This window comes from Desulfofundulus thermosubterraneus DSM 16057 (assembly GCF_900142025.1).
Classification (GTDB): Bacteria; Bacillota; Desulfotomaculia; order Desulfotomaculales; family Desulfovirgulaceae; genus Desulfofundulus; species Desulfofundulus thermosubterraneus.
On record NZ_FQZM01000008.1, the window covers coordinates 1 to 24,383 of the forward strand.

The 24,383-nt window shown below is 55.2% G+C and carries 14 protein-coding genes; 11 read left to right on the forward strand and 3 right to left on the reverse strand.

The features are described from left to right. Positions 1-244 precede the first annotated feature (244 nt). From BUA65_RS03505 to BUA65_RS03555, 11 genes are all read left to right on the forward strand, one after another. Complete coding sequence (locus BUA65_RS03505) at positions 245-1,639, forward strand: RNA-guided endonuclease InsQ/TnpB family protein (RefSeq protein ID WP_072867388.1); 1,395 nt, start codon at positions 245-247, stop codon at positions 1,637-1,639. A 103-nt stretch (positions 1,640-1,742) separates the two neighbouring features. Continuing rightward, positions 1,743-2,321 (forward strand): Uma2 family endonuclease, encoded by a 579-nt coding sequence (locus tag BUA65_RS03510; protein WP_072867389.1) that lies wholly within the window; start codon positions 1,743-1,745, stop codon positions 2,319-2,321. 648 nt (positions 2,322-2,969) lie between these two features. After that, complete coding sequence (gene hypD, locus BUA65_RS03515; protein ID WP_207543846.1) at positions 2,970-5,369, forward strand: trans-4-hydroxy-L-proline dehydratase; 2,400 nt, start codon at positions 2,970-2,972, stop codon at positions 5,367-5,369. 152 nt (positions 5,370-5,521) lie between these two features. After that, entirely contained in the window at positions 5,522-6,427 is a 906-nt protein-coding gene (locus BUA65_RS03520) for a glycyl-radical enzyme activating protein (RefSeq protein ID WP_072867391.1), read from the forward strand. A 189-nt stretch (positions 6,428-6,616) separates the two neighbouring features. Next, complete coding sequence (locus tag BUA65_RS03525; RefSeq protein ID WP_072867392.1) at positions 6,617-6,892, forward strand: hypothetical protein; 276 nt, start codon at positions 6,617-6,619, stop codon at positions 6,890-6,892. Next, positions 6,882-7,271 (forward strand): type II toxin-antitoxin system VapC family toxin, encoded by a 390-nt coding sequence (locus tag BUA65_RS03530; RefSeq protein WP_072867393.1) that lies wholly within the window; start codon positions 6,882-6,884, stop codon positions 7,269-7,271. The genes BUA65_RS03525 and BUA65_RS03530 overlap by 11 nt, the downstream gene beginning before the upstream one ends. A 110-nt stretch (positions 7,272-7,381) precedes the next feature. Beyond that, positions 7,382-10,603, forward strand: coding sequence for an ATP-binding protein (locus tag BUA65_RS03535; RefSeq protein WP_072867394.1), 3,222 nt, complete (start codon positions 7,382-7,384; stop codon positions 10,601-10,603). A 15-nt stretch (positions 10,604-10,618) separates the two neighbouring features. Then, complete coding sequence (locus tag BUA65_RS03540) at positions 10,619-11,230, forward strand: DUF7680 family protein (protein WP_072867395.1); 612 nt, start codon at positions 10,619-10,621, stop codon at positions 11,228-11,230. A 17-nt stretch (positions 11,231-11,247) separates the two neighbouring features. Beyond that, positions 11,248-14,481, forward strand: coding sequence for a DUF1156 domain-containing protein (locus tag BUA65_RS03545; RefSeq protein ID WP_072867396.1), 3,234 nt, complete (start codon positions 11,248-11,250; stop codon positions 14,479-14,481). Between the two features lie 12 nt (positions 14,482-14,493). Next, entirely contained in the window at positions 14,494-18,405 is a 3,912-nt protein-coding gene (locus tag BUA65_RS03550; RefSeq protein WP_072867397.1) for a helicase-related protein, read from the forward strand. 130 nt (positions 18,406-18,535) lie between these two features. Continuing rightward, on the forward strand, positions 18,536-19,387 hold the full coding sequence (locus BUA65_RS03555) for a cyanophycinase (RefSeq protein ID WP_072867398.1): 852 nt from the start codon (positions 18,536-18,538) through the stop codon (positions 19,385-19,387). A gap of 197 nt (positions 19,388-19,584) precedes the next feature. Here BUA65_RS03555 and BUA65_RS03560 read toward each other — a convergent pair whose 3' ends face one another. The 3 genes from BUA65_RS03560 to BUA65_RS03570 are packed head-to-tail and all read right to left on the reverse strand — an operon-like array spanning position 19,585 to position 24,253. After that, on the reverse strand, positions 19,585-19,875 hold the full coding sequence (locus BUA65_RS03560; protein ID WP_072867399.1) for a PG0541 family transporter-associated protein: 291 nt from the start codon (positions 19,873-19,875) through the stop codon (positions 19,585-19,587). Between the two features lie 60 nt (positions 19,876-19,935). After that, positions 19,936-23,088 carry an efflux RND transporter permease subunit gene (locus BUA65_RS03565; protein WP_341349601.1) on the reverse strand — a complete coding sequence of 1,051 codons (3,153 nt, stop codon included), beginning with the start codon at positions 23,086-23,088 and terminating at the stop codon, positions 19,936-19,938. Next, positions 23,063-24,253, reverse strand: a complete 1,191-nt coding sequence (locus BUA65_RS03570; protein WP_072867400.1) for an efflux RND transporter periplasmic adaptor subunit — start codon at positions 24,251-24,253, stop codon at positions 23,063-23,065. The genes BUA65_RS03565 and BUA65_RS03570 overlap by 26 nt, the downstream gene beginning before the upstream one ends. Positions 24,254-24,383: the final 130 nt, after the last annotated feature.

Sequence of the window (24,383 nt, forward strand, 5' to 3'; positions counted from 1 at the left end):
AAAATCCGATACTGAAGAATTGATGGAAGAAATTTTCACTTTACTCCACAGCTTTTCCATGAAATTCTATTCCAGCCGGAGGAAAATAAAGAAGTGTCTGGAGGAAGTACTTAAATGAAAGTCAAGCGGGCAATAAGAATCAGGATTTCCAGCAAAAGAAAAAGAAGGGCGAGGGAACTCGCCTGCGACCTGGCTCAGTTCCGTAATTTGTTGTTAATCTTCCAGAGCAGGTATTACGCTTATTTTGGGGCAGGTCATTTTAAACCAGAGCGTCATTTATTCCCTCCTGGCCGACCAGACTACGAAAAAGAAACCCGAACAGGAAGAAGCACTCCGGGAAGCGTCCGAAAGGATTATCCAGTACCCGGACTTACAGGAACTGATCCAAAGGATGAAAGAGCAAAAAGCCAGGGTAGACAACAACTACGTCCTCCAGACCACTATCCGCCAGGTTATCAAAGATTACAAAAGTTTTCTGGCATCTTTGGCCGAGTATCGCGTCAATCCAGGGAAATATAAAGAGCGGCCGCAACCACCCAAACCCAAAAAGCTGGGTAAACTCACGCAAGTCACGGCAGAATTCAACAACAACGTGTTTGAAGTAGAAGGTAATACACTTTTTCTGCGCCTGCGCATGAACGGCAAGAAAAGAATAAAAATAAAACTCCCCAGGGACGTGGAAGGTGTATCCTCGGTCAGGCTGGTCTATCATCTTTCCGACGTTTGGGTGGACGTAATTTACGAAAAGGAACTCAAAGAACCGGAGGCCGGACTTATCCATCTGGCCGGAATCGACATGGGGATGGACAATTTAATTTCTCTAATTTCAACCAACCCCGACGTAAAAAGCCTGATCATTTCCGGCAGGGAAATCAAGTCTTTCAACTGCTGGTTTAACAAAAAGAAGGCCGCGGTGCAGTCGGCAATGGATACGCTGAGCAACAAAATTGATCAGGAAGAGGACGAACCCCGGAAAAATGCCATGTCGAAAGAGCTGCTCAAATTAAAGTTCTACCTCCACAACCTTTACAACTACCGCGACCGCTGGATTGAGTCTCACTTCCACAAAGTAGCCCGTGTCCTGGCCGATTTCCTTTACGAAACTGGCCACAAAGCGGTTTACCTCGGCAAAGGGGCCACAGAAAGTAAAGACGGAATAGACTTAGGAAAAGTGACCAACCAGAATTTCGTGAGTATTCCTTTTCGTAAGCTGATCAATATTTTGAAGTACAAGCTGGAAGAGCTGGGTATGAAAGCGGAAGAAAAAGAGGAGTCCTACACCAGCAAGGCTTCCTCTCTTTCCGATGGTATTTTGGAAATTCAGCGAAGGTACGACGAAGCCAAAGAGAAGCAGGGAGAAATAAAAATTAAGTGTTCCGGCAAAAGAATTGAGCGCGGTCTGTACAGGGACAATGTGCTCAAAAAAGTTTTCAACGCCGATTTGAACGGCGCTTTGAACATTTTAAAGGTGGGAGCGAAGCTCCGCAGACTTACTTTAAGCCTGAAAGTTCTTTTGTGTAAGTTGTGCAACCCGCTGAGACTTAACCTCTACAATTTCATTTACAGGTTCAAAAGTAAGGCCGAGTCCCCTCCGGGGATAGGAGATAGTAGGCTGGCAACAGCAGGGTTAACTCGATAGATATGACATCGCCATTCGAATATAGAATGGTCGATTAAATGTCTATTTGAGTGCCTCATGCTTATTGAACAATCGCCATAGTTGTGGAAAGGGAGTGCGTTCCATGCCGTTTCAGCATAAAAGGCAAACGAAAATTTATTATACTTATGCGGATTATGCTTCATTGCCGGAAGAAGAAAGGTGTGAAATCATCGATGGCGTGCTGTATATGCAGGCGGCTCCATCCAGAATTCACCAGGAAATCTTGATGGAACTTTCAAGGCAGATAGCAAATTATCTGGCAGGTAAGCCATGTAAAGTCTATCCGGCGCTATTTTGCGTAAGGCTGCCGGATGGTGATGAAAAAAGCGATGAGGATATCAAAACAGTGGTGGAACCCGACATAAGCATTGTCTGCGACCAATCCAAATTAGACGGGCGGGGATGTATAGGCGCCCCCGATATGATCGTTGAGATTACTTCGCCATCTTCGGCGAGGAAGGACAGGTTGGAAAAGTTTTATAAATATGAGAGAGCCGGTGTGAAAGAATACTGGATCGTGGAACCGGAAGAAAAGCTGGTCAGCGTATTTGTGCAGGGCGACAATAATAGATACGGCAGGCCGGATATTTACACAGAAGGCGATGAAATAAAAGTGAGTATATTTCCAGACCTTGTAATAAGTCTGAAGAATATTTTTTGACCCTCCTGAGGGTCCTGGAACTTTTATGAACTACGTGTAACCTGCAAAATTCAAGTTCCAGGCTGGTAAGAAATAACTCCTGAGGAGTATAAATGGGAAATTAGCCCTGAACTATCGCTAAAAAATGATCAAAAACTTATTCTGACAATAAAAGGCAGCTAAAAAAGGACAGACCACCCCTCTCCAAATTTGGTTTCACTTTGCGGCATTCTTTTAACTAACAGGAATTAAGCAGCCTTGCAGGTTTGCTGCTCAGCCTGATGTGCATTAACTTCCGGGTAGAAATTACCCGGCTTTTTTGTTGAAAATGATTATTTTTTTGGTGCGACGTAAAACAAGTCAATTATACCATTTCCTGTTAGCGTGAACAACTGGGGAGGGGTGCCCATCATTTGCTGGCCGGCAATGAGAAACCGTTTTATTTCCAACGATTGTTTACAAAGTATCTGAAAATTGATATCATGCTATTTGGGCATGCCTATAGTTGTAGAAAGAGAGTGCATTCCAAGCGTTGTAATAAGTCCGCAGGCCCGCTAAAACGGGCGCTTAATGTGGAATGGGGAGGAGTTGTATAGGCCCTGGTTGACTGCTTTGGGGGAGGCGAAATTTATGAAATCTATTTCCAGATGTGTGGCAGTTGAAAAAGAAATGCAAAAAAGGAGAGCCGCCGTAAGGCCGGTAAACGAAAGGATCGCAAAGCTGAGAGAGAAGAGCGTAAAGGCCGGGGTCAAAATATCCGGAGAGAGGGCCCGGCTGATAACTGAATTTTATAAAAGCGGGGCCGCTGAAGGGAAATCCGTCCCGGTGCAGCGGGCACTGGCGTTCAGGTATTTAATGGAACGGGTGAGCCTACCCGTCGAAGACGGGCAGCTGATCGTAGGGCTAAGGGGAACCGGACCGCAGGAGGTCCCTACATATCCGGAAATCTGCACTCACAGCATGAGGGACCTGGAAATTCTGGATTCCAGGGAGAATATGCCCTACAAAGTCGACGACAGCACCAGGAGGTTGTATTCGGAGGAAATAATTCCGTACTGGAAGGGCAGGACCGTAAGGGAGGCCGTCTTTAAAAGCCTGCCCCGAGACTGGCTGGATGCTTATGAAGCGGGGATATGGACGGAATTTATGGAGCAAAGAGCACCCGGCCACACGGCTGGCGGCGACCGGATATTCAGAATGGGAGTTCTGGACATAAAAGATGAAATTAAAAAGAAAATGGCTGAACTCAAGCCTGAGGACCCCGCGTACGGCGACAAGATGGAGGAACTCAAGGCCATGGATATTGCCGCGGACGCCATTCTGGTCTACGCCGGGCGCTACGCAGAGAAACTTGATAAGATGGCCGGAGAAGAAGAAAACCCCGGAAGGAAGGAAGAGCTTAAAGAAATGGCCAGGATATGCCGGCGGGTTCCGGCCCACGCACCGGAGACTTTCTGGGAAGCCCTCCAGCACTACTGGTTTGTTCATGTGGGTGTAGTCTATGAGACAAATCCCTGGGATTCTTTTAATCCCGGCCGCCTGGACCAGCATTTATATCCGTTTTACAGCAAGGATATCGCGGAAGGGAGGCTTACGAGAGACAAAGCCAAAGAGCTTCTTCAGGCCTTTTGGGTCAAGATCAACAACCAGCCCGCGGTGCCGAAAGTCGGCGTAACAGCTGAAGAGAGCTTCACGTACAACGACTTTACGAAAATCAATGTGGGAGGGCTGAAAGAGGACGGTTCCGACGGCGTCAACGAGGTCTCCTACCTGATCCTGGAGGTCCTGGATGAGATGAGAACCTTGCAGCCGAACACGGCTGTGCTGGTGAGCGATAAAAATCCCGAGCGCCTTCTGATCAAAGCTTTGAAAGTCGTGGGCCCCGGCTTTGGGGAGCCGCCGTTTTTCAACTTCGACGGTGTCGTGGTAAAGATGCTGAGGCAGGGTAAAAGCCTCGAAGACGCCCGCACTTCAGGGGTCAGCGGTTGCGTGGAGTCCGGAGCTTTCGGGAAGGAAGCCTACATATTGACCGGGTATTTCAACCTGCCTAAAATTCTTGAAATCACCCTTAACAACGGTATAGACCCGCTAAGCGGCAAGAAACTGGGTCTTGAAACGGGGGATCCTGCCGGTTTCAAGACCTTCGATGAGCTTTGGGAGGCGTTTGTCAGGCAGGTTAAGCACTTTATGGACATAAAGATGAAGGGAAATGACATTATAGAGGAGATCTATGCGAAGCAATTGCCGGTACCATTCATGTCGCTCTGGATTAACGACTGCGTTGAAAACGCCCGGGACTACAATGCCGGGGGTGCCAGGTACAACACGCAGTACGTCCAGCTGGTGGGACTGGGTACCGTGGCTTTCGGTTTAAGTGCGATCAGATACCACGTTTTTGATAGAAAGACGGTTACAATGGGAGAGTTGCTGGAAGCCCTCGGGCAGAACTTTGAAGGAAAACACGAGATGTTGAGGCAAGTGATTTTAAATAAAACGCCCAGGTACGGGGAAGACGATGATTATGCGGACGAAATAGCGAAAAATATCGTGGATGTAACGGTAAAGATAATCGAAAGCTACCCGCCGTCTCCAGTGAGGAAGGCTTCGAAAAGGGCTTACTTCCTGCCTACAACGGCACATGTGTATTTCGGCAAGGTCACCGGAGCGACGCCGGACGGGAGAAAGGCGGGGATGCCGGTTTCGGAGGGCGTCTCACCGGTCCAGGGGAGCGATAGGAAGGGAATAGCGGCTGTCTTCAGGTCGGTGTCCAAGTGCGACTGGGACAAGACCGGCGGGGCTCTGCTCAATCAAAAGCTTACTCCGGACCTGCTGGAGGGCGATGAAAACATCAAAAATCTGGCCCGGCTTATCAGGACCTTCTTCCATATGGGAGGGCATCACGTCCAGTTCAACGTCGTCAGCGCCGAACTGCTCCGTGAGGCGCAGGAGCGCCCTGGCGATTTTCAGGACCTGATGGTAAGGGTTGCCGGGTACAGCGATTATTTCGTAAACCTGCCGAAAGGGTTGCAGGAAGAGATAATCGCCAGGACCGAACACAGAGAGATTTAACTCCGGTGCGGTGTAATTATTCGGTGAAACCGCTATCACCGGCACGGTGCCGCTCAGCACTCCCCAAAATATGAGACTGCGTGGACAACGCGGCACAATAGCGGGATAGCTGAGCATTTACGGTGCGCTTAAATTAAGATGGAGGCATCTAAATGGTCAACGAAGGATTGATATTCGACATAAAACGCTTTGCTATCCACGACGGTCCGGGAATAAGAACGACGGTATTCCTGAAAGGATGTCCCCTCCGGTGCTGGTGGTGTCACAATCCCGAGGGTATTTATCCCGCAAGTGAGCTCATGTTTTTTGAATATAAATGTATCGGGTGCCGGACGTGCGCCGGTGTTTGTCCCGCCGGCGCAATTGCTTTTGAAAACATTGAGCATCACCTGGATCGAAAAAAGTGCACTGGCTGCGGCGTATGTTCCGAAGCCTGTCCAACAGGCGCTTTGAAGCTGGCCGGCAAGGTCATCACCGTTGAAGGGCTCATGCAGGAGCTTGAAAAAGATGTCCTGCTTTACGATAACTCCGGTGGAGGTGTGACCTTTTCGGGTGGAGAGCCGCTTTTACAGCACCGGTTTTTAATGGACGCCTTGAGGGAGTGCAAAAAGATAGACCTGAGCACGGCACTGGACACATCCGGTTACGCTTCCGGAGATGTTTTCGCAGCAGTTTTGGATTACGTCGATGTTTTTCTCTTTGACCTGAAACTGGCCGGTGACAGAGAGCACAGAAAGTACACGGGAGTTTCGAACGTGCCGATCAGAAACAACCTGCGGATGCTGGCGGACACCGGGAGGGGCGGCGACGTAATCTTACGCCTCCCCGTAGTCCCGGGGATTACCGATACGGAGCAAAATATCGCGGGTCTCCTGGATTTTGTGGCATCATTGAAAGGGATAAGGCGGATTGACCTGTTGCCTTTCCACGACGTGTACGAAAAATACTGCCGGCTGGGCAGGGAATACAAGATGCCCGCCTGCGGCGTCCCGGCTCCGGAGAGGCTCAAAGATATCAAGGAAAGTTTTGAGAGAGCCGGTTTCATTGTAAAAATATAAAGGTGCTTTCCCTGGATTTGCCTCTCGAAGGCTTTTTTTCTTTACCGGTTTTTGCCCAAAGAAGCCGCCGGGCCTATCCCGGTGCAGGTTCACTTCGTTAAAAGCTTGATTCAGACGGGAAAATGCAGTTGTATTCAGTGATATATTATTTATATAATATACACAGGGTATATACAAGGGGGTGATGGCTTGGAAAAAACCAGACTGACTCCAATCCGGTTTCCAGTTGACCTGCTGCTTGAGCTGGACAGGTTTGTCGGTCAGGGGCAGAGGAGCAAGTTTATTATTGAAGCCACGCAGAAGGAATTGCTCCGGTTAAAACAAAAAAAGGCTTTACAGTCGGCTGCCGGAGTTTTCAAGAAAGAGGATTACCCCGGTTTTACCGGGCCTGAAGATGTTTCCTCCTGGGTTCGCCGGTTGAGGGAGGAAGCGGAAGCCCGGAGGAGGGAGATTTTTGGACACTAATGGTTTTTTACTGGATACCACGATTTTAATCGACTTTTTCCGCGGCAGAAAAGAGGCAGTCGATACGCTCAACAGGCTGGTAGAAACAGGCCTCCTGGCGTGTTGTCCGATCACGGTGGCCGAGGTTTTTTCGGGAGCAAGGCCCGAGGAGCTGCCTGAAATAGAAGAATTTTTCAAAGCCCTGCTTTTTTACCCTGTTGGATACAAAACGGCCCGCCGGGCCGGTTTGTACCGGAGGGAATACGGGAAAAAAGGCATCAGCTTAAGCATTGCGGATACCATTATTGCCGCAGTGGCGGTGGAAAATTCCCTAACTCTGGTTACAAAGAACGTGAGGCACTTTCCCATGCCGGAACTGGTTGTAATTGAGCATGATTAACTTTATATAGCGCTCTCCGCCCGGCAACCGGTCAACCCCGCAAAGACCGGGCGGGGGATAAGGCGGAATCTGCAGCGGAAACCGGGAGCTAAGAACTGGAGGTCCGAAAAGTGAAATCAGTGCTGGATGCGTGCAAGCCGCGGCCCGAGATCCTGGCCGGTACATTCAACCCCGAGGTTTTTACGGCGTCGCTCAGCCCGGTCGTCGAGTTTTATCGCAGCGGTCGGGGCATCATTGATAGTATTTACACCAGCGCGGAGCTCTTTTTCCGGGAGGCTACTTACCCGACCCAGGGTTTACGGTTGACTCTGGCGGAAGTTTTCGGCCGGATTGCGGGTGATCTGACCGTTCCGGCCATCCACCGGCTGGAGACGGCTTTTGGTGGCGGCAAGACCCACACGCTGATCGCCTGTACGCACATCGCCCATAAAGGTACGGAGTTGCGCAGCGTCATCCGGGACGTCCTCGACCCGGAGCTTCTCCCCGAGCCCGGCGAGATCGCCGTCGTTGGCGTGGCGGGTGATGAAATTCCGGTGCATAAGCCAAAGGGCAGGGCTTTAGTGCCTTACACCCTCTGGGGCGAGATCGCCTATCAGATCGGTGGAGAAAACCTTTATCGCGAGGTTGAGGATGAAGCGAACTCCCATGCCGCGCCCGGCAAAACGTATTTCGACAGGGTGTTTGCAGGTCGTAAGGTCCTCATCTTGCTGGACGAGCTGGCCCAGTACGCGGCGCGGCTTGAAGCGGCCCGGCCCGATGGCGCCAGCCAGCTGGCCGCCTTTTTAATGGCTCTTCACGGCTACGCCCGCAACCATCCGGGGATTGCGGTGGTGCTCACGCTTGCCAGCACAACAGATGCCTTCGCCAAACAGACGGAGCACCTGGCAAAGCTCATCAGCCAGGTGCGCGGCGAAGAGGTTGGCGAGGACGATGCTCTGGGGATTGGGGAAAGAGCCGTGAAGGGCGTAGCCAGCGTGGTTGCCCGTGACGCGGTCCAGGTCACGCCGGTTCAGGCGGCTGAAATTTCGTCCGTCCTCACCAAGCGGCTGTTTGTCTTCATAGATCGTGAAGCCGCCAGGGAAACCGCTGAGGAGTACATGGCGATGTACCGCCGAAACGCGGCCCTGCTGCCGGAGGAGGCTTCCAGCGATGACTTCAAGGGCCGGATGATCGCCAACTATCCGTTTCACCCGACCCTCGTTGATTTTCTTAATAAGAAGCTGGCCAATGCCGAAAACTTTCAGGGAACGCGCGGCGTCCTCCGGGTTCTCTCCCTTGCCGTGCGCAGCCTGTGGCAGAAGCAGAAGGCCGTTCCGATGATCCACGCGTGCCACCTTGACCTGCGCTCGGAGCGGGTGGTTAATGAAATCCTGGGCCGCACGGGCAGCTCGGACCTGCTCTTTGTTCTTAACGCCGATGTTGGCGGCGTAGATACGGGCACGCTCGAGGGAGGCCACAGCAACGCGGAACTCGCCGACCGGCGCAACCCCCACCCGGAAGGCCACCCCCTTTATGAGTATACATGGAAGACCGTTTTCCTGCACAGCCTGGTCGGCCGCGAAGAAGGCCTGGGCTCCAAAATCTTTGGCCTCACCGGGCCCGAAGCCTGCTTTTGCGTTTCTTTCCCCGGTCTTACGCCGCCGCAGGTGCGCACGGCGCTGGAAGAAATCAGCGAAAGCGCTTTTTACCTCCGGTACGAGCAGGGAAAATATTTCGCCAGCGAAGAGCCGACGATTAACAGCGTTCTGGCCAGAATCCGCAAGACGTTAAAAGCTGCTCAGGTGGAGGAGCTGCTGGAGGCGGCGGCGCGAAAGGTGGTCACCGGGGGGGCGGGTTTATTTCACATAGAACATGATGTTTTGCTGCCGGAGCACCTGCCCGACGGTAAAGACCGGCCCGTGCTCGGGGTTGTTTCGTTAACTGCCGGGACCATTGATGTTGAGGCCATGGTGACCACAAAAGGCTTGAACAGGCCGCGGGAGCGGCAGAATCTCATCTTTCTGCTCGTTCCGGAAACCGTGGTGGTAAAAGGGATAAACGATCAGGACGGGATCTTCGAAAACACCCGCGTCCGGGACGTCCGGCAGCGGATTGAGGGTACTGCCCGCCAGGTCATGGCCATGCGCCTCCTGATTGAGAAGCCGCAGAGCTACGGGGTGAACCCCCGCCGCCTGGATGACGAAGATTTTCGGAAGCGCTACGCTGAACGGGAGCAGGCCCTGCTTACCGATGTTTCGAGAATCTATACAGGCTTCTACTACCCGGGAGCGGCGGGATATATCGTGCGAAAGGAAATAAAGACTGCCGGGGGCGAAGGCGGGGCACCCTTTATCGAACTGATCCGGGATGCGCTGATCAAGGACGGCAAGCTTCTTACCGGCCGCAACACAACACAGGCCGACCTTTTGAACTTAAGCAAGCTTTTCTTCGAGCACGGCGACGCTGTAACCCTGAAGGAGCTGCGTGAAAACTTTTACCGCGTGCGCAGCTGGCCGGTGCTGGAGAGCCCCGAAGTTTTCGACCACATCGTGCGGGCTGGGGTCCAGAAGGGCGTCTGGTGCGTATTCCGCATGGACACCGGGGAAAGCGTGAAACCGGCCGAATTTTACGACCGGGAAAACGATATTCCGCTGGGGGTCGACCTGACTGCCGGGGACTACGGGCTGATCACCCCGCAGGGGGTCAACCAGCGCGGCTGGGCTATAAACCAAAAGGTCGACCCGGTTAAAGTGCGCGACGGCGTGATTTACACGGTTGCTAGTAGCGGCGTTTCCACGATAGAGAAGGTTGCCGAAAGCATGGCCGGGAAATACGGGGATGTTCCCGCCCGGGAACTGGAGGAGGCCGTGGTGACGCTTATAAAAGACGGCCAGCTTATCGCATTTCGCGGCACACCGGATCAAAAAGAAAAGCCCGACTTCATCCACGGTTCCGCGGCAGCCCTTTACACTCCTCAGCCCGGTGACGTTCTGATCACGCCGGCTAAAGCGGCCGAACTGGGATGGGTGGCAGCCGGCCGCCGCAGGCTCACCCTCGAAGGAAAGGAAGGGGCCGAGAAGCTCCTGCCGCTGCTCCGGCGGCTGGGCAGCCTCTACAATAGAGGTGCCAGCTCCACCATTGAAACCATGGATTTGACGGACCTTGAGCTTCCCGGGGGCGGCACGATCCGGCTTGAACTGACTAACGTTACCCCGGAATCTATGAAGGCTCTCGGCGAGCTTTTTGAGGTGCTGGATGGCGTGGTGCAGAAGGGCGAACAAACCGAGGCCTTTCTTGAAATCGTCGATCCGGATGATGATTGCTTATTCATCCAGGAGTTGAAGAAACAATAAGGCGAGGCGGATCAAATGGCAAACCGGAAGTCAAACACCAGCCGGGACCTGTTGCCTGACCTTCAGCACCGCATCCAGCCTTTACTGAAGAGCGCCCCCTGGGTCCTGAGGGTAACCGAATATAAAGACAAACCGGCGCCCGTCCTGGTAATCAAAGAGCGCGGCGAAGGTGCGGATGATCCGGGAAAGAACGGCGGGACATTGGTCAAGGCGGCTCTTAAGGACCGGGGTTTGCTCTACGGCCAGCCCCTGCGCCGTTGCCTGCCCGTAATCCGGATAATTGTCAGCCACGTCTGCGATCATGCCGGAATACCGCTCGAACTCCAGCGGTATTTTGGCGACGGTCGCATCACGTTCCGGGGCAACCTGCCCCTTGACGAGGAGGCGGGTGCCAAGCTAGCGCTCATCTTCAAGCTCAGGGAAGGCATCAAGGACATGGACCGGGTTGAGCTTATCGCCTGGCGCGTGCAGCGCTTCAGCCGCGAGGAAGCGGTCTACTGGTTGACGCGGGCGACCCAGTACGGCGAGGCGGCCAACCGCTGGGCGAGGTCGGGCATGCGGATCATGCTCAGCGGCCAGCCCGGTGATAAGGAGATCCTTCACCTGCTTGAAAAGTTGCGTAAATAGAGAGAGGAGATTGTTTCGTGGCGCAGCACGCTATACCCGGAACGGACATACGCCTTATCGAGGCGGGCTTCCCCTGCCACCAGGTCGGCGCGGAGACACAGCGGGAGCGCGGTGCAAGTTCCGCTCTCCCACCACTATATTTTCTTCACGTCTGGTGGGCGCGGCGCCCGCTTGTTCCCAGCCGCGCCGCCGTTCTCGGCTCGCTCCTGCCCGCCGGGACGGACCCGGACTGGTTTCTCCGCCAGCTGGGCATCGAAAAAGTGCAGGCGCTGGTGAACGGGGAGCCGTGGACGCTGGAGGAGGGCCTTATAGAGAGGCTGGAGGTAGATTCCGATGGCCGTGAGTGGCTTCCTGTGGACGGAGTTGTTCTCAGGGCTTTGCAAAAAGAGCGGGACCGCCGCGCGGCCAACCTGAAAATGATATCCGGGCTCAAGGATAGCGATCCCTCCCTGGCTCGTGATCCGGTGCTCCGGCGCTGGGAGGTGGAGAACAGACCCTTTCCCGGGGTTTTACCGCAAGAAGGGGAGAAGCTTCCCGTCCTGAGGTGCGCGGCTGATCCCCATTGGGCAAAACAACGTATTGCCTGGGAAAACGAAAGAGGGATTCGGACAAAAGAGGATAAGTACGGGTATGCCCGTGCCTTTAGCAAAGCGCCGTGCATGATATTGCCGGAGAGTCATCGACTCACGGTGCTGGACCCGACCGCCGGCGGGGGATCCATTCTTTTTGAGGCGCTACGCCTGGGCCACAGGGTGATCGCGAACGAATTGAACCCCGTGGCAGCCGTAATCCTCCATGCAACGCTGGATTATCCCCTCCGTTTCGGCCAGAGCCTGGTTAGTGATATAAAAGTTTGGGGAGCCCGTCTGCGGGAAGCAATGGTTAATCAGACGGCAGACCTGTTCCCGGCATCGCCACTGGCCGGACAGGAGCTGGAAGAACTAAAGAAGCACCTCCGCGAATGTCCGGAAGGTATGCTGTTTTCGCAGTTCAACGAGGAGGAACTCGATGGTTTCCTTTACGTTCGCCAGATCACCTGCCCCCATTGCGGCGGCGAGGCGCCCCTGCTGAACACCTGCTGGCTGTCGAAAGAAGGCGAAAAGTGGGGCGTGCGCATTGTCACGGACGGCCGGCCGAGGGGCGGCAGGGTCCGGTTTGAAACCTACCGCCTCAGGGGAAACCGGGGGCCGAACGGCGAGGACCCGGACTTCGCCACGGTGAAGGATGGAGTCGGTCTGTGCGTCCACTGCCGCCAGGCCATTCCCGCCGACGAGATCAAAGCCCAGGCGCGGGGCACCTCACCCCACGGCAGGTGGCAGGACCGTCTTTACTGCGTCGTGGCCGTTCGCTACCAGCCGAAGCTGGATAAACACGGCAGGCCTGAGCGCTACAAAAGCGGCGAGCGGGCCGGTGAAATTAAGACCGAGAAGGTCCGCTTCTTCCGGCCGCCCAACGACCGCGACCTTGAGGCCCTGCGTGAGGCCGAAAAGCGCCTGGCCGAGCGCTGGCCCGGGTGGGAGCGGCAGGGGCTCATCCCCACCGAGAGCATTCCAAGGGGCCATAAGACAATGGAACCACTACGTGTTGGCATGACGCGCTGGTGCGATATGTTCACGCCGCGCCAGCTCCTGGGGCACCTCATCCTGGTGGAGGAGCTCAACCGCCTCAAGCCGGAAATCCTCCGGGAGCTGGGGGAGGAACGCGGCCGTGCCGTCGTTACATACCTCCAGTTTTTGATCGATAAATGCCTGGATTATAACAGCAAGCAGACAAGGTGGCATTATAATCGAGGTGTCCTGATAAATACCTTTGGAAGGCATGATTATTCAATTAAATGGACGTTTGGCGAGATGATCTTAACCGGCCCCAACTCGGGCGCGGCCTGGGCGCTCGCGCAGGTTATTGACGCTTACGCAGGAATGGCGGAACTGCTGGCGCCGCTGCACGCAAAGCTCAACGGGGCCGCGCCGCCGGTGACCATCCGGTGCGGCACGGCGGCCCGGATGGAAATCCCCGATGGTTCGGTGGATCTGATCTGTATCGATCCACCCTATTACAACAACGTCCAGTATGCAGAGCTGTCCGATTATTTCTACGTCTGGCAGCGCCGCACCCTCCACGACCTCTACCCGGAGCTGTTCCGGCGGCGGCTTACGAACAAGACGGACGAGGCCGTGGCCAACCCGGCGCGGGACGGGTCGGCCGCCGGGGCGAAAAAGGAATACGAGCGCCTGATGGGCGAGATTTTTGCCGAGTGCCGCCGCGTGCTCAAAGACGACGGCATCATGACCATTATGTTCACCCATAAGACGCAGGAGGCCTGGGAAGCGCTGACGTGCTCGCTGATCGAGAACGGCTGGACTATTACGTCGTCGATGCCTGTCGAATCTGAAGCGGCCGAATCCATTCACCAGAAGGGAATGGCCGCCGCCGCCAGTTCCATCTTCCTTACCTGCCGTAAGCGCCAGAAAACAGGTGGCCCGCCGGCCACCTGGACGGGATTCGGCGGCACGGGGGTGGCCCGGCGAGTGCGCGAAGCCGTACGCGAGGGCCTGCAGGAGTTTGAGCGGCTGCGGTTAAACCCCGTGGACGAGATGGTGGCCAGTTACGGCCGGGCGCTGCGCGTGCTTTCCGAACACTGGCCGGTGCTCGACGGCGACGAGCCGGTCAGCCCCATCCGCGCCATGAACGAGGCCAGCGCGGTGGTCGCCCGGTATCAGGTCGCCCGCCTGACGCAGGGGCGTTTGCAGGTGGACGACCTGAATCCCGAAGCAGCCATGGCCCTGACCCTCTACGGTATTTTCGGCCTGGCCGAATTTCCCTATGACGAGGCACTGAACCTCTCGCGCTCGCTCAACATTAAACTGGAGGGCAAAACCGCCGGGTATACCGTTAACGGCCGGATGATCGGCATCAGCGACGAGATCCGGGGCAGCCGCCCGGGGCGCGGCAGCGCGCAGGAGACCGGTTACCACGCGCCGCTTGTCCGCCGCGGGTCAAAGCTGCGCCTGGCCCGGCCGGAGGAGCGCCACAGGAAACGCGTGGACAATCCACAGACGGAGTGGGACGTCCTCCACGGTTTGATTCTTGCCTACCGGGAGGGCGACGTTCCCGTCGCCCGCGCTTATCTGGCGCAGCACGCGCCGGCGCGCGAGCAGGTGATCCTGGATCTGCTCTCCGTATGGGCGGCACAAATGGCCGACGAAGAATTGCGCCGGGAGGCCGGGGCCATCCTGTTCGGCCTCAAGTGAGGGAAGAGTCCAATGGAGTCAACTGGTGCCCCTTTGGAAGGGAAGGGCCTGCGGTCCCGCTGCTGGCTCCTCTCCTACAAAACATCTTCGACTCTCATCGACGGCCGCCCGGTGGACATGCTGCACGATTTTTACATCCCCGCCCTTCGCTTTGCGGTGCGGTACGACCGCGTGGCCGGGTACTTCCGTTCGTCCTCTCTGGCCGCCGCCTCCATGGGCTTCTCTGCCTTTACCGGCCGGCGGGGCAAAATGCGCCTCATCGTCGGCGCCGACCTGGAACCGGAAGACGTAAAGGCCATCCTGGCCGGTGACAGGGAGCGGCTGGCGGCGAGGTTGAATGGTGAGCTCGACCGGCCCGCGTCCTGGCCGGAGGGCGTGCGGAACGGCGTAACGCTCCTGGCCTGGATGGTGGCCCACGGGTACCTGGAGGTTCGCGTGGCCTTCCGGGTGCACAAAGAGACCGGCGAGCCGCTTCCCTTCGATGCGGTGGACGACGGCTACGTGCACGAAAAATGGTTTGTTCTGCACGATGAATTCGGCAACCGCCTGTACGGGGCGGGTACGCTCAACGAATCAAAAACGGCGCTTATCCTTAATGCCGAGAATATCGATGTCCACTGCGACTGGTGGGGGGAGACGGACCGCCGGCGGGTCGATGAAGCCGTGGAAGCTTTTGAAAACCTCTGGCAGGGCCGGGTCCCCCACCTGCCGGTAATGACCCTGCCGGAAGCGGTCAAGCGGCGCCTGGTCCGGATTGCGGAAGGGATTGACCGCCCGGTGGAGATTAACGGCACGAGTGCCGCCTCCGGGGCGGTTGAACCGCCTCCGGCCATGGAGCGGCTGCGGTTTGCTGTTTTGCGCGACGCGCCGAAAATGCCCGGCGGCCGGTTCGTAGGTATGGAGACCGCGCCTGTCGAACCGTGGCCGCATCAGGCTGTCGTCGTGCGCAGGCTGGTGGAAACCTGGCCGCACTCCTACCTGCTGTGCGACGAGGTCGGCCTGGGAAAGACCATCGAAGCCGGGCTGGCGTTCCGCTCCCTGTACCTTTCGGGTTTGGTGAAGCGCATCCTCATTGCCGCACCCGCAAGTCTTACCCGGCAGTGGCACCGCCAGATGGCTTCCAAGGTCCTGCTTTCTTTCGGTCGGGCGCGCACCTCTCCGGAGATCTCCCATGAGTATATCTTTCCGTTTGAAGAGAACCGGGCGGCGGCATCGATTTATGAACCGGACCTGGTCATCGTGTCGACGGGGCTGCTCGCCCGCCGGGAACGCGCAGCGGCCCTCAAGAGCGCCGAATCCTTTGATATTGCTCTGGTGGATGAAGCGCACGCGGTCCGGCGGAAGAACCCCCAGGGTGGTCCCCAGGCGCACCCGGAATACGGGCACCTCTACCTGTCCGTCCGCGATTACCTGCGGGTCAAGGCGCGCAGCTTGTGGCTGGCCACCGCCACACCCATGCAGATCGACCCTGTGGAGGTGTGCGACCTGCTGGCGCTGACCAATCGCGCCGGTGCGTTCCAGTTCGATCCAACACTGACCTTGCAATATTACGAGATCCTCGGCAGGCTCGTGCAGGGACAGGAACCCGGTGGCCAGGAATGGGAGTTCCTGCGGCGCGCCGTACGGGCAGTCCAGATGCAGGATCCGATGCTCTGGCGTTTTATCGAGAAGAGTGTCATCGACGGGCGCATCCGGACCACGGTGCGGCAGTGGCTTGAATACGGGCGGATTCCCCGGGGCAGGGACCGGGAATTAATGTGCCGCTTGATTTTCAGTGCGTCGCCGCTTTCGCGGGTGATGCTGCGGCATACCCGGCGCCTGCTGGAAATCTACCGCGACAACGGGCAGCTGCAGCAGAACCTCGCCCGGCGCCACATTTTGCCCGTGCCCCGGATCGTTTTTACGCCGCTGGAGCGGCGTATCTACGATCAGCTGGAAGAATACTGTGCAGGTCTGGCCAGGCAAATCAGCATGCATAAAGATCATCAAACCCACCAGATGGTTAGTTTCCTGTTGAGCTTTTTGCGCCTCCGGTTTGCGTCCAGCCTGTATGCGCTCCGCGAGACTCTGCGGCGGCGTCTGGGCAAGGTGGAAGCCACGCTGAAAAATCAGCTCGTTGAAGAGGCAGGCGAACCCGAACCTGAATTTTTCCCGCTTGCGAACCCGGCATTTGAGGATGAAATCGAGGACGACCTGCCCTTAGCCTCCGAATCCCTGTTGAAGCACAGGACTGCGGCCAACCTTGAATGGGAGCGGGACCGCCTGAAAACCATGCTCGAGGACATGGCCGACATTACCGGGCCCTCGTCCAAAATGCAGGTGCTCTTTGATACGCTGGACCGGCGCCGGGACCGGCAGACCGGCCGTATCGAGCAAACCGTCGTCTTTACCCGTTTTTACGATACGCTCAAGGATATCGTTACCCGGTTGCAAAAGGCCGATCCGCAGATGCTGATCGGCACCTATTCGGGGCAGGAAGCCGGGTATTTCGACCCCGGGCCGGGAAAGATGATCCGGGTGGACCGCGAAGAGGTGAAGGAGCGGTTCCTGCGCGGCGAGATCGACGTCCTTGTCTGCACGGATGCAGCGGCGGAAGGTTTAAACCTGCAGACCGCCGACCTGCTGGTTAACTTTGATCTGGGATGGAACCCGATGAAAGTCGAGCAGCGGATCGGGCGCATTGACCGCATCGGGCAGAAACACAAGGACATCTACGTTCTCAACCTCTGCTATGCCGGCAGCGCCGAGGAAATTGTTTACAATCGCCTGCTGTCCCGCCTGGCGGAAGCAAACATGATCGTCGGCACACAGCAGATCTCGCTGCTTCCGGTAGGGCCGGAAGATTTTCAGGAGCTGGCCGAAGGAAAGCTCACTTCCGAGGAACTGTGGGCCCGCGCCCGGGAAAGGATCGAGATCCAGCGCAAGCGCGTGGAAAGCATGGAGATTCACCCGCAGGAACTTTACGAAATCTACATGCGGATGGCCCGGTCTGACGGCCGGTGGGCCGTACCGGTAAACCTGCCGGCGATATGGGAAGCGCTGAGCGGGTCGCAGTATCTGCGGAACCTGGGATGCGCCGCATCGACGGAGCCCTGGCCGAATCTTACGCTTTCCGGTATAGACGGCGTGCCGGGTGGAGCAGTTCTCACCGTTTCCCGCGAGCTTTACGAGGAAGGTCTGGCCGGCGGTGGAGTTCGCGTTCATTTTGCCTCGTATGGCGATCCCTTCTTCGATGCCGTCCTGGAACAATTCGGCAGGTTCGGGCTGCCCGGGTGCGTGCGGCGGATCGCCGTTAAAGTTCCCGGCATGAATGATGTGGAGATGGTGGGTTACGCGGCGGCTTGCCGCGGAGCCGGTGGCGTTCGCGAGGTCCGGCTCATCCTGGCGTGGAGCGACCTTGAGGGTCTTTGCCTGGCAGAGGCGGAATCCCTGACAGAAGCGGAGGTCGCACCGCTGCGGGAAAAACTGGAGCGGATAGCCCGGGAAGAGTTCGCACCCTGCCTTGCGGCGGAGCGGATCGAACGGGAGAACATCCGCGCCGCCCGGGCGCAGGAGATGTTCAACTTCCTGGTGATCCGTGACCTTCTTGAGACCAGGGCGCGGCCTGCCGGGGAAGGGGCGCTTTTCTGGCCGGTTCTGCGTGAAGTTGCTTCTCTGATCGAGGAGCGGGAGCAAATTTTAGCCGGCGGCCTGCCGGCGGAGGCCCTCAGGGCGGTGGCCGGGGAGCTGCTTTTCGACTGCCAGGTGCCCGGCGCCGGCAGCAAAGCTCACCTCCTGGTGCCGCGCGTTCTGGCCCGGGCGGCCGTCGACGCCGCCAGCCGCCTGGCGGACAGTATGAAGGTGCGCAAAAGCGAGCTCCGCGTTGATACGGTGCTGGCGCGCCTGCAGCGCGAAGCAGAGGCCAGATGGCGGCAAATACGTTAGACAATCCTTTAGCTTTTGACAATGGATAAGCTTCCGGGTATAAATTACCCGGCTTTTTTGTTGTAGATGATTAATTTTTTTGGTGCGGCGTAAAACAATTGTAAATGGGTTATCAAGCGGGGTGTGTTAAATGGCAGTAAATGGATTCTTGCAAAAAGGTACCGGCGGTTCCTTTCTGCTCATCGGCGGGGCTGAAGACAAGGAGGGGGAATGCCTCATCCTGCGCGAGTTCGTCCGCCTGGCCGGGGGAGAACGGGCAAGCATTGTGGTGATTACCACGGCCACCCGTCTGCCCGGGGAAGTGGGTGAGGCATACCGACGGGTATTCCTGCGGCTGGGGGCAGATAACGTTTTGCCGGTCCACCTGGACAGCCGGGAAAAGGCCGGGGACCCCCGCCATGCCGCCATTTTGCAACGGGCCACGGGCATTTTTTTTACCGGGGGCGACCAGTTGCGGATTGCCAGGATCCTGGGGAGGACCCTCTTTGAACATGCTTTGGAGGCCGCCAGCCGCGCGGGGGTGGTGATCGGCGGCACCAGTGCCGGTGCGGCTGCCATGGGCGAGATCATGATCGCGGACGGCAGGGGCGGACGTTCTCCCGGAAAGAATACGGTGAAAATGGCTCCCGGTCTGGGACTTATCAGCGGCGTGGTGATTGACCAGCATTTTGCCCAGCGGGGGCGGATCGGCCGGTTGCTTGCCGCCGTGGCCCACAATCCCCATGTTCTGGGTATCGGTATTGATGAAGATACGGCCATAGTCGTGTCGCCTGCCGGCCGGTTTGCTGTTCTGGGGTCCGGCACGGTGACGGTGGTGGACGGGCGGACCATCGAGCACACCAACGCTTCCGATTTACAGCCGCAGCCCATGCTGGCCCTCACCGGGGTAACCCTGCACGTTCTACCACAGGGTTACGGATATGATTTTAAATCCCAAAAACCTTACTCCCCCGGAAGCAGTTTTGGGGAAGGAACTTTTTAAAAAACGTCGAATAAAAAATGGCAGAAAGCCGGAGCTTTCCTGACTCAGCCCGGGGTTAAAACTTGCGGAAAATTTGTCTTTCATAACTGAAGGAAAAACGAACCACTGTGGTTCCAACCGGAATTGTGATGAAGACGTAACCCGGCACTCAGAAGTCTGAGTGCCGGGTGGTTTACTTTTGCGCTTGCTTTGGTTTGCTAAATAACCGTTAAAACCGGTAGCATAAATACCTTAAAGCCCTTCCCGTCAAGCCGTAAGGAAAATTTTTTAAGCTCCGCCAGGATCCTTTCTTGATCGTCATCGCCGACTACCGCCGCTACGGCACAGTTGAACCCTGGCCATACCGGATCGTCCAGCCTGGGCTCACTGTTTTTCCCTTTGCCCAGTACCCTGTCCCATTTTGTAAAGCCCGTAACCCCCAGCGAATTGAGCATCTCCATTACGTCCTCGTCAAAATCCACATCATAGGTAATAAAAAGTAACTTCATCACCGCACCCCTTTAGAAAACAGAACTTGGCAAAAACCGCAGATCCTCATGTGCAAGTCATCAGGAGAGTTTTACGCTTACCTTTTGAATGCCGGCCGCCTTGCGGAGTTTTCTCTCCTCAAACAGGCAGTAAACCGTAGGGATCAGCACCAGGGTGACCAGGGTGGATACGGCCAGCCCTCCCATCATGGTGATTCCCAGCGGGTTCCATAATTCCGCCCCTACCCCCCGGGAAATGGCCAGCGGCAGCATGCCGAAAAACATGGCGGCGGTAGTCATCAGGATTGGCCTTAACCTGTTGCGCCCGGCATTGGTTATTGCTTCCCGTAAAGGCTGGCCCCTGCTTTGCAACAGGTGGGTATAGTCGACCAAAATAATGGCGTTCTTAACTACAATTCCGGTTAACATGATGATGCCCATGAAAGAAATCAGGCTTAAGGTCGTGCCGGTCAAATAAAAGGCGTAAAATACCCCCGTTAAAGCAAAGGGCACAGAAAACATCACGATCAGGGGATCCCGGAAATTGCCGTACAACGAGGCCATAACCATGTAAACAAGAACAATTCCCAGGACCAGCAACAGGCTGAGATCCTTAAAGGCTTTTTGCTGCTCTTCAACTTCTCCGCCGAAGTTGACTGAAACCCCCGGCGGTATATCCATATTTTTAAGAGCATCTCTGATGTCGTTGGTGATTTCCCCCAGAGAACGGCCGTACTTATCTGCCTCTACCTTGACGATCCGCTGGCGGTTTTTCCTTTCAACTTCTACAGGTCCCTCACCACTTTTTATTTCGGCGATATTTTTCAATTTAATCATCCTGCCGTCGGGAGTAAAAATCGGCACTTCCGGCAAATTTTCCAGCTTGTTTTTGTCCGCCTCGCTCAGGCGGGTGAAAATATCAAAGCTATCGCCTGCATCGCGGAATTCGGTAGGATTATCGCCATAAAAATAGTTGCGGACCGTACCTGCGATCGTAGCAATGTTTAGCCCGAAAGAGGCTGCTTTCTGGCGATCTACCTCTATCCAGATTTCTGGCCGGGGATCTTTTTGACTGAGGGAAACATCCGCCGTGCCGGGGACTTCCTTAACAATCTTTTTCACCTGTTCGGCCACTTCGAGGTTCGTGTTCAGGTCGGGGCCCGCGACTTCAATGACGATTGGCTTTCCGCCGCCCATCATGAGCGAGGAAATCTGGCTCGTGGCAGTAACCTTCATCCGGCTTATGCCCGGTATTTTTTCCAGTTGTTCTCTTAATTTGCTGGCAATATCACTGGCGTTGCGCTCCCTCTTATCTCTGTCCACCAGTTTAAAACCAATCGTTCCCACATTGGGCCCTTCTTCCATGCCCATAGCCGCGCCAAACCCTTCTTCGCTCTGCCCGTCAAAAGCGTAAGAGTGCCTCAATTCTTCCGGTTTTACTACTTTATTGATGGTTTGCAGCATTTTTTCAATAACCCTGTTTGTTTCTTCTATCCTTGTTCCTTCCGGCAGGCGAAATTCAATGTTGACATCCCCCGAATCCATATCCGGTACAAAACTGGTGCCTATAAAAGGAACCAGGGCGAGGCTGCTGGCAAAAATCGAGACGGCCAGGGTAATTACGGTCTTTTTGTGGGCCAGGGCCCAGGTGAGGACGTGGCCGTAAGCATCTTCAATAAGAACCAGATATTTCTCTATAGTTGTGTAAAATTTGCTCCCGAGGCTTTCTTTTGCCGCGGATTCATTATTGCCGGCTCCCAGCCACTTTGAGGCCAGCATCGGCGTCATGGAGAGGGCAGTAAAAAGGGAAGCCAGCAGGGTCACGACAATCACAAACCCCAGTTCCTTAAAAAGCGTCCCTGTAATCCCCCCCACAAACATCAGCGGAACAAAAACCACCACGACCGTCATGGTGGAAGCCGTCACGGCCATGCCCACTTCGCTTGCACCATAAATGGCGCTGGTTTTCGGCCGGTCGCCGCGCTCCAGGTGGCGGGTGATGTTCTCCAGGATCACAATCCCGTCATCGACTACCAGGCCGCAGGCAATGGCCAGTGACATCAGCGAAATCAGGTTTATAGTATGACCAAATAAAGAGAGCGGGATGAAGGCAGCCAGCAGGGAAAAGGGAATGGTCAGGGCGATGATGGCAGCCGCCTTAACTCTCCTTAAAAAGAGAATGGTTACGATTATTACGAGCAAAATAGCTCTTAATAATTCATCCTGTAAAGTTTTAACAGAACGCAAAATATCTTCGGAACTGTCCATTACGGTATTGATTTTCACGTCGGTGGGCAGGTTTTTTTCTATTTCTTTAAGTTTATCCTTGACACCCTGAACAACTTTTACGGTATTTTTACCGGCCTGCTTTTGTAAAATAAGAACGATGGCCTTCTTCCCGTCCGCCCAGCCGTTTACAGTTTGCTCTTTGTAGGCGTCTTCAACTTCGGCCACGTCTTTAAGGTAAACAGGCCTGCCGCTAAAATAGCCGACGACCGTATTTTTTATTTCCTCTACGTCCCTATACCTGGCTGGAATCCGGACAAAGTATTCCTGCGTACCGGATTTTATACTGCCGGCCGGCAGGTTTAAGTTTTCTGCCGCCAGAACCTGCTTTACTTGTAACAAATTCAGGTGATAACCGTCTATTTTTTGAAGATCGAAATGAACATTTATTTGCCTCTCCATACCTCCGTACAGTTGAATGGCACCAACTCCCGGAACGCGTTTTAATTCGTCGGCAATCTTTTTCTCGGTCAGATAATAAAGCCTCGGCCAACTGGTATCCCCGGTGACGGTCATTACCAGGATGGGGATGCTGGCGCTGCTGAACTTAAAAATTACCGGTTCTTCTGCATCGCCCGGCAGTTTCCTTTTGGCCAGATCCAGCTTGTCCCGTATGTCGTTGGTAGCTTCCTCCAGATCCGTGCCCCACTCAAACTTACAGGATACCAGGGAGAGATTATCCATGGACCTGGAGGTGAGCGTATCCAGATTATTTACCATATTGAGCTGATCTTCAATGTGCTCGGTGATTTCCGTTTCTACGTCGGAAGCGCTGGCTCCCGGCCAGGCGGTCAGGACACTTACCACCGGCGGTTCGATGTCCGGAAGCAGATCGATGGGGAGCCTGGTTAGAGAAAGTGCTCCCAGAATAATTACGGCCAGGAAAAGCATTAAAGTGGCCACCGGCTGTTTAACAGAGAACTCAGGAAGCCTCACTGCCCGCAGCACCTCTTTCCTCTATAGAAACGCGTGCACCGTCATAAAGCCGGTTCTGCCCTCTGGTAACGACCAGATCTTTTTCAGTTAAACCATCGGTTATCTCGGTAATATTACCCTGACTGATGCCCGTTTTTACGTTTTTTAAGATTGCTTTGTTATCTTTAACGATATATACAAAATAGCTTCCCGTTCCCGGCATTTTATTCAGGGATTCGGTGGGAACCGCCAGGGCTTTCCGTTCGCCTAAATATAATTTAATATGGGCAAACATGCCGGAACGAAGCTTATACTCCTTATTGGGGATATGTATTTCAATCCCGGCTGTCCGGGTAGCCGGGTCGATGGTCGGGCTGATAACCGAGACAACCCCTTTAAAAACTTTTCCGGGGAAAGCATCTACGGTTATTTCTGCTTCTATCCCCTTTTTGAGATGTGGAAAGTCTTTTTCTGTTACGCTGCAGACGATTTTCAGCTCATCTTCCCGGGAAATGCGAATCACCGGTTTCGCTTGATCTGTCCGGTTCCCCTGCTCCACGTAACGGGCGGCTACAAATCCCGAAATGGGTGCATATATACTGTACTCGCGGTAAAGTACCTGTAGCTGGTTTAAAACTGCCTTCGCCTTCTCAACCTGGGCACCCGCGAGTTTCTTTGATTCAACGGCAGCCTTGTACTGGGCATTTATATGATCCAGTTCCTGTTTGGATACAGCATTTGCCTGGTAAAGATTTTCCACACGCAGGAGGTCTTTTTCTAACAGTTCCAGATTCGCCTCGCTCTGCCTTAACCCGGCCTCCGCTGCAGCCAGGCCTGCCGTTGCCTCTTCAAGCTGGGCTTTTATGACATCATCTTCCAAAACAGCTATCAGGTCTCCTTTTTTAACGTAATCGCCGGTTTCTACGTATATTTTCTCAATAATCTCCCCCCCAATCTTGGGGTGAACGTCTACCACGGCTGCCGGTTTGATTTCTCCTGTCAGTTCCAGTACCCGTTGCAGGTTCGTTAATCTTGCTTCGGCTACCTGTACGGGTACGGTTTCCGTTTTGTTAACAGTAATCTTTTCCTTTTCGCTTTGCCGAACGTAATTAAAGGCAGCAAACCCAATAAAGAGCAAGATCAAGATAAAAGCAATGATGATCCCTGTTTTGCTTTTGAGAGCCACCTTGTCTTCCAAAACGATAACCTCCTTCGCCGCCCGGCGCAAGATCCCCTCCGGCACCTTCGTGCAGGGGAGTTGGCCGCCATCCGGTTAAATTCACCGTGGGTGCGGTTCCTCCGGGTTACGCGCCGCTCCCCTTTGGCGC